General features: G+C 71.4%; 16 protein-coding genes. 4 read left to right on the top strand and 12 right to left on the bottom strand.

The features are described from left to right. Window positions 1–60: 60 nt before the first annotated feature. From AMIS_RS00910 to AMIS_RS00870, 9 genes are all read right to left on the bottom strand, one after another. Entirely contained in the window at window positions 61–1605 is a 1545-nt protein-coding gene (locus AMIS_RS00910) for an FtsX-like permease family protein (protein WP_014440295.1), read from the bottom strand. Continuing rightward, entirely contained in the window at window positions 1602–2288 is a 687-nt protein-coding gene (locus tag AMIS_RS00905) for an ABC transporter ATP-binding protein (RefSeq protein ID WP_014440294.1), read from the bottom strand. Before AMIS_RS00905 ends, AMIS_RS00910 begins: the two co-directional genes overlap by 4 nt. After that, complete coding sequence (locus AMIS_RS00900) at window positions 2285–2824, bottom strand: PadR family transcriptional regulator (protein ID WP_014440293.1); 540 nt, start codon at window positions 2822–2824, stop codon at window positions 2285–2287. Before AMIS_RS00900 ends, AMIS_RS00905 begins: the two co-directional genes overlap by 4 nt. Before the next feature lie 64 nt (window positions 2825–2888). Continuing rightward, window positions 2889–4442: a fused response regulator/phosphatase gene (locus AMIS_RS00895; RefSeq protein ID WP_014440292.1), complete on the bottom strand. Its 1554-nt coding sequence runs from the start codon at window positions 4440–4442 to the stop codon at window positions 2889–2891. Continuing rightward, window positions 4439–5791, bottom strand: a complete 1353-nt coding sequence (locus AMIS_RS00890) for a sensor histidine kinase (RefSeq protein ID WP_014440291.1) — start codon at window positions 5789–5791, stop codon at window positions 4439–4441. The genes AMIS_RS00895 and AMIS_RS00890 overlap by 4 nt, the downstream gene beginning before the upstream one ends. Then, the gene (locus AMIS_RS00885) at window positions 5788–6819 is read right to left on the bottom strand and encodes a SpoIIE family protein phosphatase (RefSeq protein ID WP_014440290.1); all 1032 of its coding nucleotides are present in this window, start codon (window positions 6817–6819) and stop codon (window positions 5788–5790) included. Before AMIS_RS00885 ends, AMIS_RS00890 begins: the two co-directional genes overlap by 4 nt. Continuing rightward, on the bottom strand, window positions 6816–7220 hold the full coding sequence (locus AMIS_RS00880; protein WP_014440289.1) for an ATP-binding protein: 405 nt from the start codon (window positions 7218–7220) through the stop codon (window positions 6816–6818). The genes AMIS_RS00885 and AMIS_RS00880 overlap by 4 nt, the downstream gene beginning before the upstream one ends. Continuing rightward, window positions 7217–7636, bottom strand: coding sequence for an STAS domain-containing protein (locus AMIS_RS00875; protein WP_014440288.1), 420 nt, complete (start codon window positions 7634–7636; stop codon window positions 7217–7219). Before AMIS_RS00875 ends, AMIS_RS00880 begins: the two co-directional genes overlap by 4 nt. A 1-nt stretch (window position 7637) precedes the next feature. After that, window positions 7638–8495, bottom strand: a complete 858-nt coding sequence (locus AMIS_RS00870; RefSeq protein ID WP_014440287.1) for an STAS domain-containing protein — start codon at window positions 8493–8495, stop codon at window positions 7638–7640. Window positions 8496–8669: 174 nt separating this feature from the next. Between AMIS_RS00870 and AMIS_RS00865 the strand changes: the two genes are divergently transcribed. From AMIS_RS00865 to AMIS_RS00855, 3 genes are all read left to right on the top strand, one after another. Continuing rightward, window positions 8670–9023, top strand: a complete 354-nt coding sequence (locus AMIS_RS00865; RefSeq protein WP_014440286.1) for an STAS domain-containing protein — start codon at window positions 8670–8672, stop codon at window positions 9021–9023. Window positions 9024–9143: 120 nt separating this feature from the next. Then, on the top strand, window positions 9144–9593 hold the full coding sequence (gene mscL / locus AMIS_RS00860) for a large conductance mechanosensitive channel protein MscL (RefSeq protein WP_041830387.1): 450 nt from the start codon (window positions 9144–9146) through the stop codon (window positions 9591–9593). Window positions 9594–9656: 63 nt separating this feature from the next. Then, on the top strand, window positions 9657–9890 hold the full coding sequence (locus tag AMIS_RS00855) for a hypothetical protein (protein WP_014440284.1): 234 nt from the start codon (window positions 9657–9659) through the stop codon (window positions 9888–9890). A 61-nt stretch (window positions 9891–9951) separates the two neighbouring features. Here AMIS_RS00855 and AMIS_RS00850 read toward each other — a convergent pair whose 3' ends face one another. Continuing rightward, the gene (locus AMIS_RS00850; protein ID WP_014440283.1) at window positions 9952–10866 is read right to left on the bottom strand and encodes a zf-HC2 domain-containing protein; all 915 of its coding nucleotides are present in this window, start codon (window positions 10864–10866) and stop codon (window positions 9952–9954) included. Between the two features lie 227 nt (window positions 10867–11093). Continuing rightward, a complete protein-coding gene (locus AMIS_RS00845; RefSeq protein WP_014440282.1) occupies window positions 11094–11723 on the bottom strand; it encodes a CGNR zinc finger domain-containing protein in 630 nt (209 codons plus the stop codon). Between the two features lie 129 nt (window positions 11724–11852). Here AMIS_RS00845 and AMIS_RS00840 point away from each other — a divergent pair, with 129 nt between their 5' ends. Further along, window positions 11853–12659, top strand: coding sequence for a L,D-transpeptidase family protein (locus AMIS_RS00840; protein ID WP_014440281.1), 807 nt, complete (start codon window positions 11853–11855; stop codon window positions 12657–12659). A 252-nt stretch (window positions 12660–12911) separates the two neighbouring features. On the opposite strand, the gene AMIS_RS00835 is transcribed toward AMIS_RS00840, so the two are convergent. Further along, complete coding sequence (locus AMIS_RS00835; RefSeq protein WP_014440280.1) at window positions 12912–14384, bottom strand: PIG-L family deacetylase; 1473 nt, start codon at window positions 14382–14384, stop codon at window positions 12912–12914. Between the last annotated feature and the right edge of the window lie 106 nt (window positions 14385–14490).

Here is a 14490-nt window from a genome sequence, read left to right as displayed (position 1 = left end):
GCGCCCGCATCCGGCCCGGATGCGGGCGCAAGGCCCGGCGCCCCCAACCTTCGCGCGCTCTCAGCCCACCCGAAGCTCCTCCAGATCGGCGCTGGTCCGCAGCACCACCGCGCACACGCCGACGACCAGGAGCATGGCGGCGAGCGCGCCGCCCCCGAGGAGGGCGAGGTCGGCGAACGGGATCGGGACCGGCACCACGAGCGTCGGCGGCACGACCGTCTCCTTCGCGCAGGTCTCCCAGCTCACCGGGTTCGGATCGACGCACTGCTGATAGGGCGCGCCCAGGGTGATCTCGGTTCCGGTCATCCGGAACAGCGCGGCGCCCGTCGCGAGGGCCACCAGCAGCGCCGGGATCAGCGGCACGAACGTGTGCCAGAGCAGCACCGAGGTCAGCGTGCGGCGCGGCACGCCGGTCGCGGTGAGCGCCGCGTAGGTCCGCCGCCGCGCCACGATCCCCTCGACGAACGCGATGAGCACACCGGCCGCCGCGACGGCCACGGCGATCGACACCGCCACCATGAGCAGCCGAATCGCGCCGAGGTAGAAGCCCAGGTCGCTGACGCTGCCGTACCCGGAGTAGTCGGTGCCCTCGATGATCTCCTCGTATCGGGCCGAGGCCTCGAAATCGGTGACGAGCATGGTCCGGAAGCTCAGCGTGCCGGCGCCGACCACGATCGCGGCCAGAAGGGCGCCGAGCGTGCGGCTGCCGTTCCACGGGTCGGCCATCAGTCGCGCGCCGGCCAGCAGCGTGCCGGCGCCCTTCCCGTACCGCCGCAGCAGCCGCCCGGCGGTGTACGAGATCCAGCCGACGCCGAGGATCACGCCCAACGTCGCGAGCAGCACACCCACCGCCATGAAGTACAGCGGCGCCTGCTCGGGCAGCCCGGCGGCCCGGTCGTCGGGAAGCACCTCCGGCCCGATGAACGCGACGAGCCCGACGCCGATCAGCACGCCCGGCCACGGCCACGGGCCCTTCTCCCGCAGCCGCCGCACCACGCCCAGCGGGGTGATCACGACGCGCCGCATCAGCAGCACACCGATCGCACCGGCGAGCAGCGGCACGAGCAGCAGGGCCCCGACAACGAGCAGCGGGTCGGGCACCACGTCGACCGGCAGCCAGAGCCGCCCGTCGGCGGACCGCGGGTCCAGGGTCGCGCGCAGCACCGCGAAGACCCCGAGCCCGATCACCGAGCCGAGCAGGCTTGCCGCCGCGGTCTCCGCACCCGCGATCAGCACGGTCTGCCGCGGTGTCGCGCCGCTGAGCCGGAGGGCGGCGAGCCGCCGGTCCCGGGCCGGCGCACCGAGCCGGATGCACTGGCCGGCCAGCGCGAGCACCGGCAGCGCCAGCATCAGGATCGTGAAGATCACGCCGGGTCGCAGGCCGCCCTCGGCGAGCAGAGCGCTCGCGTAGTGCTCGCTGCCGGGGGTGCGGGTCCGCAGGCTCTCCGGGTCGTCGATCAGGTCGCCGCCCCGGATCGAGGCCACCGCCGCGGCGGCGAGCAGGGCCACCGCCGCGAGCGCGGCGCTCGCGGCGGTCAGCGCGGTGCGCAGCCGGTCGGTCCGGTTCCCGGCGAGGCTGAGCCGGACCAGGGTGGAGAGCCTCACGGCGTCACCCCGAGCCCGGTCGGATCCACGGCGCCGTCACGGAGCACGATCTCCCGGTCCGCGTACGCCGCGATCGTCGCCTCGTGGGTGACCAGCACGACGGCCGCACCCTGGTCGCGCACCACCTGAACCATCGCGCCCAGCACCTGCTCACCACTGAGCTGATCAAGCGCGCCGGTCGGCTCGTCCGCGAAGATCACCTGCGGTTCGGTCACCAGGGCCCGTGCCGCGGCGCAGCGCTGCTGCTGCCCGCCCGACATCGCGCCGGGCCGCTTGTCGGCCAGGTCGGCCACCCCGAACCTGTCCAGCCACCCGATCGCCGCCTTCCGCGCCTCTTGCCGCCCCGAACCGGCAAGAAGCAGCGGAAGGGCGACGTTCTCGGCGGCCGTCAGCTCGGGCACCAGCTGCCCGAACTGGAACAGCACACCGAAGTCGGACCGGCGCAGCCGGGACCGCGCCGCCTCGGAGAAGAGCCCGATGTCCTGGTCGCGGTAGCGGATCTCGCCCGCATCGGCGCGGAGGATCCCGGCGAGGCAGTGCAGCAGGGTGGACTTGCCGCAGCCGCTCGGCCCGGTCACCGCGACGATCTCGCCGGCCGCGATGCTGAAGTCGACCCCGCGCAGTGCCTGGGTGGGCCCGTAGTTCTTCTGCACGCCGGTGGCGGTCAGCAGGTGAGCGGTCATGGCGTCGTCACTTCCTTCTGCAGTTCGGCGACCCGGGCCATGGTGGTCTGCAACCAGCGCAGGTCCGCGTCGAGATGCCCGATGGCGTAGTCGGCGGCGATCACGTCGCCGACCGTCGTGCCCGGCCCGGTTCTGGTCCGGGTCAGCTCGCGCATCCGGGCCATGTGGACGGCTCGCTGGGCGGTCAGGTACTGCCGGGCCCGGTCGGCGTCGGCGGCCAGCAGAGCGACGACGACCTTGTTGAACAGGGTGCTGGTGACATAGGGCGCGGGCGGCTCGACCTCGGTGAGCCAGGTGTCCAGGCGCTCGCGGCCGAGCTTGGTCAGCGCATACGACGTGCGCTCCGGGCCGCCCTCCTGCTCCTGGCCGGACTGCTCGACGAGGCCGTCCCGCTCCAACCGGCCGAGCGTGGCGTAGACCTGCCCGTACGCCAGGGGTTTTGCCTGTGGCAGGCGCTCGTCATGTGCCCGCTTGAGGTCGTAGCCATGCCGCGGGCCGCCGGCGAGCAGACCGAGGAGGACATGTGCGGTGGACATGGGTCGTACTATTCACTGAGTGAATAGCAGTCGTCAACTGTGCCTCGCCGGAGGCGTGAAGGAATCAGGCGTTGCGGCGCAGCGCCACGACGGCGATGTCGTCGGCCTGCTCGCCGGGGCCCGCGAGCAGCGTGAGCAGCCGGGAGCAGAACGCGTCGAGGTCCGGCTCGACCTCGCCGGCGATCGCCGACAAGGCGCGCAGGCCCACGTCGATGTCCGTGTCCCGCCGCTCGATCAGGCCGTCGGTGTAGAGCACCAGCGTGCCACCGGGCGGCAGGGTGAACTCCAGCTCGGCCCGGCGCGGCGCGGCGATGCCGAGCAGCGCGCCGCGCGGCGACAGGAACCGCGCCTCTCCGTCGGTGTGCACCAGCGGCGGCAGGTGGCCGGCGCTGGCCATCCGGATCCGGCCGGTGACCGGGTCCAGGGTGAGCAGGCAGAGCGTCGCCGAGTCGTCCGGCAGGACCGTGCGCATGAAGCGGTTGACCAGCTCCAGCACCTCGCCCGGCGGATGGCCCTCGACCGCGTACGCCCGGACCGCGTGCCGCAGCTCGGCCATCACCGTGGCGGCGTGCAGCGAGTGCCCGGCCACGTCACCGATCGCCACCAGCAGCTCGCCGCCGAGCACGGTCAGCTCGTAGAAGTCGCCGCCCACCTCGGTCTGCGCGCCGGCCGGCTCGTACCGCACGGCGAGCTCCACACCGGGCACCTTCGGCAGCTCCGACTGCAGCAGGCTGCGCTGCAGCGTGACAGCGATCCGGTGCTCCTCGTCGAAGGAGCGCTGCGCCTCCACGGCCGCGGCGACCGCCTGGGAGAGCTGCCGCAACACCGGGAAACCCGAGTTCTGGGTGCTTGCCGGCGCCGCGACGTAGACCGGCGGCCGGTCGGCGCGCAGCCGGGCCGCGGCGACCGCGACCGTGTCACCCGCCGGCCAGTCGACCATGTCCCAGTCGGCCGGCTCGTCGGTGCGCACCAGCGACCCGACGGCCACCGCGTGCTCCGGGACGGTCCACGGCCGTACCCGTGCGGGCTGTCCCGCCGCGGCCAGACTCTCGCCCTCGGAGGTGTCCGCGACCACCATGACCGGACCACCGAAGATGTCCTGCGCGCCCTCGGCCGCCGCGGCGAGCAGATCGGTCAGGGTGCCCGCCGAGTTGATCGCCAGGGTGGTCTCGGCGAGGCGGACCATCCGCTCCGCGAGCTGCTCGGCCCGACGGCGGGCGCGGTAGTAGCGCAGCACGGCCTGTGCGGTAGCGATCAGCTCGTCCGGCTCGATCGGCTCGACGAGGTAGGCGTCCGCACCCCGGTTCAGGCCCTGGGTACGGTCGTTCACGTCCACGGCATGGGCGGACACGTGGATGACCGGCAGAACCCCGTACCGCTGATCGGTCTTGATCCGCTCGCAGACCTCGAAGCCGCTCATGTCCGGGAGCTTCACGTCCAGCACGACCAGGTCGGCCTCGGCGTCGACGAGCTTGTCCAGCGCCTCGCCGCCGGTCTCCGCCTCCAGCACCGCGAAACCGGCCCGGGTCAGCCAGCTGACCAGCAGGTACCGTTTCGTGGCACTGTCGTCGACGACCATCACCGTAGCCGGGACCTTGCTCTGCACGCCGGCGCTCATGACGTCGCGGGCAGGCGCAGGGTGAAGGTGCTGCCGGAACCGGGCTCGGAGTCGACCCGCAGGCCACCGCCGAGGATCCCGGCCAGCCGGCGGGCGTAGGGCAGGCCGAGGCCGGTGCCCCGGCCGCTCACCGGCTTGCTGCCGGGCACCTGGTAGAACTCCTCGAAGACCCGTTCGTGCAGCTCCGGCGGGATGCCCGTGCCGGTGTCCGCGACCGAGAACTCGACGTCGCCGCCGATCGGGCGCACGCTCAGCCGCACCGAGCCGGACTCGGTGAACTTCAGCGCGTTGGTCAGCAGGTTGCGCAGCACCTGAGCGAGCAGGACCTCGTCGGAGCGCAGCGACGGCACGGCCGGCTCGTCGATCACGAAGTCCACCTCGGGCCGGGTGGCGAGCGGCCGCAACGTGCCGCGGAGCTGTCCGAACATCGCCCTGAGGTCGACCTCGGACCAGTTCGGCTCGATCCGGCCGGCCTCCGCCTTCGCGAGGTCGAGCAGGCCGTTGACCAGGGTCAGCAGGTCGCTGGCCGAGGTGCGGATCAGATCGACCTGGCGGCTCTGCTCCTCGGTGAGGTCGTCCGAGCCGGAGTCGGTGAGCAACCGGCCCAGCCCGATGATCGCGGTGACCGGCGCCCGCAGCTCATGGCTCACGTTGGCCAGGAACCGGCTCTTCGCCTCGCTCGCGGCCCGCAGCTGCACCGACTTCTCGTCCAGCTCGGCGTAGAGCGCCACGACACCGCGGTTCGTCTCCTCCAGCTCCTCGGAGAGCTGGTGGTAGAGGGCCATCACGCCGCGGTTCGTCTCCTCCAGCTCGGCGTTGAGCCGAGCGAGGTCGTCGCGCTGGGCACGTACCTCGTCCAGCGCCGCGATGAGCTGCTGGTTCTGGACCGCCAGCTCGTCGAGTGGGCTGCCGGGAACATGGCCGGCCAGCCCGGAGCGAATCTCGTCCATACGGGCCGGCGTCAGCTCCGAAGCACCCGGCGGCAGACGCCGAGCCATCCGTACGACCGTGCCGGTACTGCCATCGTCGACCTCCATCGTGTCGACCAGCCGGCCGACTTGCTGCAACTGCGGGGCCAGCCGGTCCGCTTCGCCACGGACCGGATGCGCCATCGTCACGTGCAGCGTAGGTACCCCGTACGGCCTGGCGCTGAACACCACCTCAGCGTCCGGGCCCGCAGCGAGCAGGACCCTGCCCACCTCGCTGAGCGCCGTGGCGAACCGGGTCTGGTCCTGTGACTCCAGGCCGACCGCGCGGGCCACCTCACGGCCGAGTTGCCGCACCACGAAGATGTCCTGCTCGACCCGCAGGCGCATGCTCATCAGCGGCTCGCCGGTCGGTCCGGTCATGACGGGCGCGCCACCAGGACGCCGGCGTCGTCACGGCGGGTTCCGGCGTCCCGCAGCACGGTCGCCGCGATCACCTCGGGCGAGCGGGTCAGCAGGCCGGGGTAGTCGCTCGGGTTCCAGCGGTCCACCACGCCGTCGGTGTGCATCAGCACCACCGCGCCGGGGACCAGCGGATAGTCGTACTCACGGACCTGGCGGCGCTGGTGACCGGCGATCCCGGGCATCGAGATCATGCCGCGCCGGGTGCCGTCCGGCGCCAGCACGGTACCGGCGATGTTGCCCAGCCCGGCGTACCGGACCAGGCCGGCCGAGGTGTCCAGCTCGGCGACCGCGAGCGCGGCGCCGCGGGTGTGATTGAGAGCCCGGTGCAGGGCGTCGACCGTCGCTGCCGGCGGGGCGAAGGCGCCGGACAGGAAGGTCCGCACCGCCTCGTGGGACGCGGCCGCCGCGAGACCGCCGTGCCCCAGGCCGTCGCAGACCAGCACCTGCCTCCGGTCACCGTCCTGGCGGACCGCGTACGCGTCCCCGCTCACCGTCTCGCCCGGGAGCGGCCGGGTCAGACCCGCCACCCAGCCCGGCGCCGGCGGCGCGACCGGCCACACCTGCACGGCCAGGACCGTGCCCCTGCCCGGCTGCGAGTACATGTCCCAGCGGCTGGCCTGGCGCAGGATCGCGCCGAGCCCGATGCCCAGGGTCCCGGCCGTGGAGTGCCCGTCACCGATGGCCCGGTCCACGTCGGCGATGCCGGGGCCGCTGTCCAACGCGATGATCTCGACGCCGGCGTGTTCCGCGGTGCGTACCGCGCGTACCAGGATGAGGCCCTGATCAGCGTGTTTGACCAGATTGCCGGCCGCCTCGGCGGCGACGATCGAGAGGTCGGCGACACGGCGGTCCGGCATGCCCAGATCGGTGGCGAGACGCTCGGCGGCTCGGCGGACCGCGGCGGCGGTGACCGCCTCCTCGACCCGGAACCAGACTCCTTCGCCGAGCAACTCCTCGGGCAGCGATACCACCGTGTCTCCGCTCATCGGCACCACTTGGTAACGGTGATTGTCGTGCCCTTACCCACCTCGGTCTGGATCTCGAACTCGTCGACCAGGCGACGTGCGCCACTGAGGCCGAGGCCGAGGCCGCCGCCGGTGGTGTAACCGTCGGTGAGCGCCAGGTCCAGGTCGGCGATGCCCGGGCCCTGGTCCGCGAAGACGATCCTGATACCGGGACGGCGGTCGCTCTGCACCCGGCTCACGATCACTTCGCCGCCACCACCGTAGACCAGGGTGTTGCGCGCCAGCTCGCTCGCGGCCGTGACCAGCTTGGTCTGGTCGACGAGCGACAGCTTCACCGCGACCGCGACGGTACGCACCAGCTGCCGGACCCGGACCACGTCCTGGTCGGTCGAAACCGGAAGCCGCTGGCTCTCCTCGGTCACGGCGTGGTTACCGCTGCCGTGTCAGGCTCATCCTCGTCGAAGTCCGGTTCCGGGTCGCTGTCCTGACGGGCGCGGGCCAGCATCTCGATGCCCAGCTCCACGTCGAGCGCCGTCCGGATCCCGGGCAGCGACAGACCCAGCTCGACAAGGGTGATCGCCACGGCCGGGCGCATGCCGACCACCACGGTCTCGGCGTCCAGCACCCGGGAGACCGAGGCGATGGTGGCGAGCGTACGGCCGACGAACGAGTCGACGATGTCGAGCGCGCTGATGTCGATGATCACGCCATGGCAGCCGGTCGCCACGATCCGCTCGGCCAGGTCCTCCTGCAACTGCAGCGCGACCTGGTCCTCCATGTCGATCTGGATCGAGACGAGGAGGATGTCACCGATCTTCAGGACCGGGACGCGTTCCACGTCAGCGCTCCGCGCGCTTGGCGGGAAGGGATCGGCTGCCGGTCTTGCCCAGGACGTAGCGCAGGGCGTCGGCGAGCGAGGCCTTCGTCGCGATGTCGCCGAACTCGATGCCGAGCGCCACGATCGTCTGCGCGATCTGCGGGCGGATGCCGGAGATGATGCAGTCCGCGCCCATCAGCCGGGCGGCCACCACGGTCTTGAGGATGTGCTGGGCGACCTGCGTGTCGACGGCCGGGACACCGGTGATGTCGATGATCGCGTACGGCGAGCTGGTGTCCACCAGGGTCTGCAGCAGCCGTTCCATCACCACCTGGGCGCGGGCCGAGTCGAGCGTGCCGACCAGCGGCACCGCCACGACGCCCTCCCACAGCTTCACCACCGGGGTGGAGAGCTCCAGAAGCTGCTCGGCCTGGTCGGCGATGAGGCCCTCGCGCACCTTCACGTAACTGTCGAAGGTGAACAGCGCGGCCCGGTCCACGAACGTGGAGAACGCCACGTAGTCCCGCAGCGTGCCGGCGTCGGTGCCGTCGCCGAGCACCTCGAGCACCGCGTCCTTGAACGCGTAGATGCTGACCGCCGTCTCGGTGGCGGTGAAACCCTGCCGGGCCCGGTGGCTGGACAGCTCACCGAGCTGGGCGCGCAGCTCGGCCGAACGCTCGTCGGTCAGGTCCACCGATCCGGCGCTGAGCGCCTCCGCGAAGCCCTTCCGCAAGTCCTCGACCTGACGCCGCAGCTCGGCGCCGCTGAGACGGCCGCGCAGGCCGGCGCCGGCCAACTCGGCCCATCGCGCAGTGAGTGACTCCGCGTGTTCTTTCAGCAGGTCGGCGAACCGCCTCGCCTCGTCCGAACTCAGCGGCATCACTGTCTCCCCACCACACGATCCGTGCGCAACGGCCGGACTTTACCATCAGAAGGTCCGTTACTTGCTGTAGACCAACTATTAGGCCGGGCCACGGAACAACACGTGCCGGGTCCGGTTCTGCGCATCCCCCGGTACGTGGAGTACCGTTCAGCAATAACTGGAGGTCGGCGAATGTCCCTGACGGTACAAACGGAACAGCGCGGCGACATGGTTGTCGTGTCGGTCGCTGGTGAGCTTGACATGGCGACCGCCCCCCAGCTCCAGGATCAGATCAGTGATCTGCTGGAGAAGGGCCGGACCCGCCTGATCTTCGACCTCGCCGAGGTGTCCTTCTGCGACTCCACCGGCCTCTCGGTCTTCGTGCGGGCGAAGAACAGCACCGACGACGCCGGCGGCACGGTCCGGCTGGCCGCTCCGCAGCGGGGTGTGCTGCGCATCCTCGAGGTGAGCGGCCTGGTTGAGGTGCTGCACACCTACCCCACGGTGGACGAGGCGGTCACCGCCGAGGAGCCGGCACTCGACTGACGCGCCACGCGCGCCGGAAAGTTACACGGTGGGACCGGTCGGCGTAGTTTGTCGCCGACCGGTGGCGGGCACGTCCGTTGCCGGATGAACTTCGGCCCCCCGGGAGTGCCCGTGAGCAAGATGCTCCAAGGTTTCAAAGACTTCATCATGCGCGGCAACGTCGTCGACCTCGCGGTCGGCGTCGTCATCGGCGCTGCCTTCACCACGGTGGTGACCAGCTTCACCAACGCGTTCCTGAAGCCGCTGATCCAGCTGCTCGGCGGCGGCACCGGCCTCACCGCCGGCACGTTCGAGATCAACAAGGTTCCGTTCGACTACGCGTCGTTCATCAACGCGCTGATCACGTTCCTGCTGACCGCCGCGGTGCTCTACTTCCTCGTGGTGTTCCCGCTGAACCGGCTCGCCGAGCGCCGCCGCCGCGGCGAGGAGCCGCCGCCGAAGGCGCCCAGCGAGGAGGTCAAGCTGCTCACCGAGATCCGCGACGCGCTGCTGCGCGGCCAGGGCCACCAGGTGTCCAACAGCGCCCTGGACGAGGTGCTCGGCCGGCACTCGCAGCAGCCGCCTCGCTGACGGACAACGAAAAAGATCCGCCTCCCCGGCACTGTTCGAACATTTGTTCGATACAGTGCCGGGATGGAGCAGCGTAAGCACTGGTGGAACGGCAAGTGGGGCCGGCTGGCCCGCAAAGACGTCTACTTACGGGTCAGCGGTGACCAGTGGTATGTCGAGCAGCGGGCCGGCGGTTCCGACGGCGTTTCCCACTTCTTCGAGTTCGACGGCGAGGACGCGGCCCTCGACATGGTCCGCGGCATGCTGAACGGGCCGGACGAGTGGCGCGAGCTCTCGGTCCGCCCGCCGGCCCGCTGACCCTCGCCGCTCACTCTCCAACATCGCGGGGATTCGGAGAGCGAGCGGACGGGCCCGCACGCTAGGCGGCCCGGTCTTCGTGGGGAGCTCGGGCTGTCAGCGGACCCGAGGGCGGCAGCGGGGGCAGCAGGCGCAGGCCGGGGCGAGCCGGGCCGGTGGGCTCGGCGCCCGGGACGGTGGGCTCGCTGTCCGGGTCGAACCGTGCTCGCCAGCCCGTGCCGATCCGGGCGCCGGGTGGCCGCGCCGCCCCGCCCACACCCCGGGCCAGCGCCACCACCAGGACGTAACCGACGATCACGAAGCCGTGGCCGACCAGCCGGGCCACGTCGACGCGGCCGCCGGTGAGGTCGTTGACCGAGAGCAGCAGCAGCATCGCGACGAACGCGGTGAGCGTCGGCAGCAGGCCGGTCGGCCGGGTCCGGCGCAGTGCGATGAAGAGGTACCCGGCACCGATCGCGACGTTCCAGGCGGCCGACTCGTGCCAGAGGTGACCCGGCGTCGCGTTCAGCCCGGCGTGGTCGTGCGCGGCGCTCACCCCGCCGCCGACCTGGGTCAGCCCGAGCATCAGCTGGACCGTGCCGACCAGCGCCAGGGCGATGTAGAGCAGCGCCGCGACAGGCAGCCGCCACCGCCTCCGCGCCGGCACACCCTCCGGGGACCGACCGGCCGCCTCCGGGGACCGACCGGCCGAGGAACCGGCGCCCACGGCCGGGGCATCCGAGGATCGGGCGTCGGCGGATCGGGCGGCCGCGGGCGCGGGGCTCGGCGGCAGGGCCGCCAGGATGGCGTCGGTCAGGTCCGGCACGGACGGCACCGCATGGGTACGCGTCAGCCTGTTCACCGCCGCTGCCCGGTCCAGCCAGTCCCGGCAGCCGGCGCACCCGGCCAGATGTTCGTCGACCAGCGGCCGCATGACCGGGTCGTCCTCGCCGTCCAACTGCGCGGAGAGCATCTCGCGCCACCGCTCACATGCCATGAATCAATAGTCGCCCGTCGCGGCGGCGAAGTTCCCAGCGGGACCAGCCGGGTTACGGCCCCGGCGTGCCACGATCGCCCGAAAACCGGTCCGAAGCAGCCCGGGATCAGCCGGGATCAGGCCGGATCAGGCCCGGATCAGCGCCGCTCCGGACCGGGAACGCCGGCCCGCTGACCACCGGATCAGCGCCGCTCCGGACCGGGAACGCCGGCCCGCTGACCACCGGATCAGCGCCGCTCCGGACCGGGAACGCCGGCCCGCTGACCACCGGAATTTCCCAGCAGGCGGCGCCGCTCCCGGAACGCCCGCAGGTTCGCCGTGTTGCCGCAGGTGCTGACGTCGTGCCAGACGCCGCTGTTGTTGCGTGAGGTGTCGAAGAAGGCCGCCCGGCAGGCGTTGTTGTGGCAGAGCTTCAGCCTCGGCCAGACCCCGGCCTGCTGCGCCTGCAGCGCCTCGGCCCAGAGCGCCGAGGCGAACCACCGGACGCCCCGGCCGGTCGGCACCACGCGCACCCAGCCGTCGGCGTCCGGAACCAGGCTCACCTGCACGTCGGCCGGCGGCAGCGCGCTGTCCCGCTCCGGGTTCGCCCCGGCGAGCACCACCTGCTCGAACGCCACCCGCAGCCGGCGCAGCGAGCGCAGGTCGCCGGCCGAGAGCAGCAGGGTCGGCGCCGGCAACCCGGACACCCGGGACCAGGCGCCGAGCGCGTCGGTCACCCACCACTGTGCGTCCTCCCCGGAGACCAGCAGGTCAGCGCCGTACGCCATCGTGCCGCGCGTGTTCAGCAACTCCTGGACGAGCGCGAAACCGCCCGGCGCCTCCCGGACGCCGTGCCGCGCGCTCGCCTTCCATGACATAGCCAAAGACTACTCGGCTCTTTTATGAGATCGACTGCCCCGGCGGAGTGATCAATCGGTGATCTTCGGTGGATCGGTGGACATGTGTCTCTACACTGACGCCACCACCAGCGAGGGGAGGAGGTTCCCGTGCGCAGAGCCCTGCTGATCACGGCTGCCCTCACCACCGCGTCGGCCCTCGTCGCGGGCTGCGACCCGTCCGATCCGGTGGCGACGGGGCCGGCGGCCTCCCCCGTACCCTCGCAGGCGTCGAGCGCGCCCACCTCCTCGGCCGGGCCCGCCTCGCCGGCCGCACCCACCTCCTCGGCCGCGGCGACGCCCGCCTCACCGGAAGGACCGCCGAAAAAGCTGAGACCCGGCGCTGAAGGCGCCGAGGTGCTGGCCTTGCAGAACCGGCTGACGGCGTTGGGCTATTGGAACGGCAAGCCGGACGGCAAGTTCGGCTCGACCACCCAGCAGGCGGTGTTCGCGCTGCAGAAAACCGCGAAACTGGGCCGTGACGGCGTGGTCGGCCCACGGACACACCAGGCACTGGAGCGTGGTGTGCGCCCGGCGGCGAAATCGACGAGCGGCAAGTTCGTGGAGATCGATCTGAAACGCCAGCTGCTCCTGCTCGTGCAGGACGGCCGGGTCGAGCAGATCTTCAACACGTCCACCGGGTCGAACGAGTACTACGAGCAGGACGGCGAGACCTATCTCGCGGACACGCCACGCGGCAGGTTCCGGGTGAGCCGGCAGATCGACGGGTGGCGCAACGCCCCGCTGGGGCTGCTGTGGCGGCCGAAATACTTCAACGGCGGGATCGCGGTGCACGGCGCCCCGAGCGTGCCCGCCCACCCCGCCTCACACGGCTGTGCCCGTGTGTCCATCGCCGCGATGAACTGGCTGTGGTCCCATGACGAAATTCCGGTCAAGACCCGCGTGTGGGTTTATTAGGCAAGCTCTGTGTAACCGGCCGGCCACCTACCATACGTGGATTTGTTTCACGAAGAGACTGCAACTACCCTGTCAACTCGCTACGGCCACGTTGATCGACGCCCGATGTCGACCTCCGGCCGTCACGGCGGTGCACGGGGGGAAGGCTGAGTTGTCTTCTAGTAACTCTAACGGGCTCGCGAGCCGGCGGTTTGCGCTGCTCGCCATGGCGACGATGCTGGATGCCGCATGATCGCGCTACGGTTCTACCGACTACTGCCGAAGGACTACCGGCTCAAGCTGGTCGAACTCCTTCCGCCCAACCGTCAGCTCTGGCTGGTCCGTCGTCTTACCCGGCGGGCCGTTCTGGACACGGCTGCTCACCCCGCGGCCGAAGTTCCGGACGAAGATCTGCAGCATCCCGTCGGGGCGGACGGCCGCGACCGGCATGCCCATCTCCCGCATCCGCAGCGTGCGGTCCGCCGCGTCGTCGGCGGGGTTGCCGAGTTCCGTCCAGCCGCCGAAGGGAGCGCCGGGAGCAGGTTGCGTGGCCACCACGATGATCCGGTGCTGTCCCAGAGGTGACGGGGTCAGCGGCTGGCGGACGCCGACCAGGTGCAGCCGTCCGTCCGAGCCGGCCGTCACGTCGATGTGCGGGGTGAGATCGCCGTGCCCGGGGAGCAGGACCGGCGCGGCCCAGGTGCCGCTGCCGGGTGCGGTCTCCTGCCAGACGTGCACGTGACCGCCGAGCACGGCGAACGCGGCAAGGCGCCCGTCGGCGAGCCGGCGCAGCCACGACGTGGTGCCGGGATAACGCTGCGTGGTGCTCTGCCCGTAGCCGGTGGTGCTCGCCTTGTCGCCGACCATGTAGTCGCCACAGCCGATCTCGCCGGTACGGTCGCCGTGCGTGCCACCGTAGGTGTCGAGGAACTCGAGCTTCGTCTGGAACGCGGCGGCGGTCAGGTTCCGTGGCCAGTGCCGGTTGTAGTAACCGCGGTAGCTCTCCACCAGGACGTTCCGGGACTGGTCCCGCTCGAAGCGCCGGACCGCGTACATGGCGAAGTGCGCCGCGGCGGTGTGCCCGGAGTGGTCGGAGTAGTTGATTCGTACGCCACGCTCGTACGTCGTGTGATCGGGGTCCGGGTCCATCACGCGGACCACGGTGGGGCGGGTCTCGGCGAGGATCGCCAGCAGCACGTCGATGAGGTCGTCGCGGCTCAGTTCCTGCCGGGGCACGGTGCTGCCGGTGGGCACCAGCATCGTCAGGTCCGGGATGTCGCCGCGCCAGAGGGCGTCGATGGCCCGGGACGGGTCGCCACGACGGGCGGCCTCCTGCCCCATCAGGCTGACGAAGACGAGCCGTACGTGCGGCGCCTCGTCCAGCACCGACACGTCGACGGTGACACCGACGTACGTCGCCGGCCGGGTCGTCCACCGGCTGTCCCGGTTCCCGGTGACCATCTGCGCGTAGGCGGACCGGATGCCGTTGCGGCGTGCCGCCGCGTAACCGGCGTGGTCAACGGGGTGGTTCCCGCGATCCGGGGCGTCGGAGGGGGCATTACGGCCGTCGGCCTCACCGGCGGTGAGGTAGACCGAGGTTGACGGCGCGCCGGCCCGGACGGCGTGGAACAGCGCGGGATTCATGAAGTAGAGGTCGTCGTCGCAGTGCGCGACGATCTGGACGTGCGAGCCGGACGGCCACGCGGCCGTGAACCGTACCCCCCGCTTACGCTGGAACAGCGACAACGACTTACCTCCTCGAAAACCGACTCAGAACCGATTCGCGGGCCCCGCCCGGAGAGACCGGCTTCTGGATCGACCCGGGAAGTCGATCTGTTAGGCATCCACGGAG

Origin of the sequence: Actinoplanes missouriensis 431 (assembly GCF_000284295.1) — a bacterium.
Classification (GTDB): domain Bacteria; phylum Actinomycetota; class Actinomycetes; order Mycobacteriales; family Micromonosporaceae; genus Actinoplanes; species Actinoplanes missouriensis.
The sequence above is the reverse complement of the archived record's forward strand: the minus strand, read 5'-3'. Positions and strand labels throughout refer to the sequence as shown.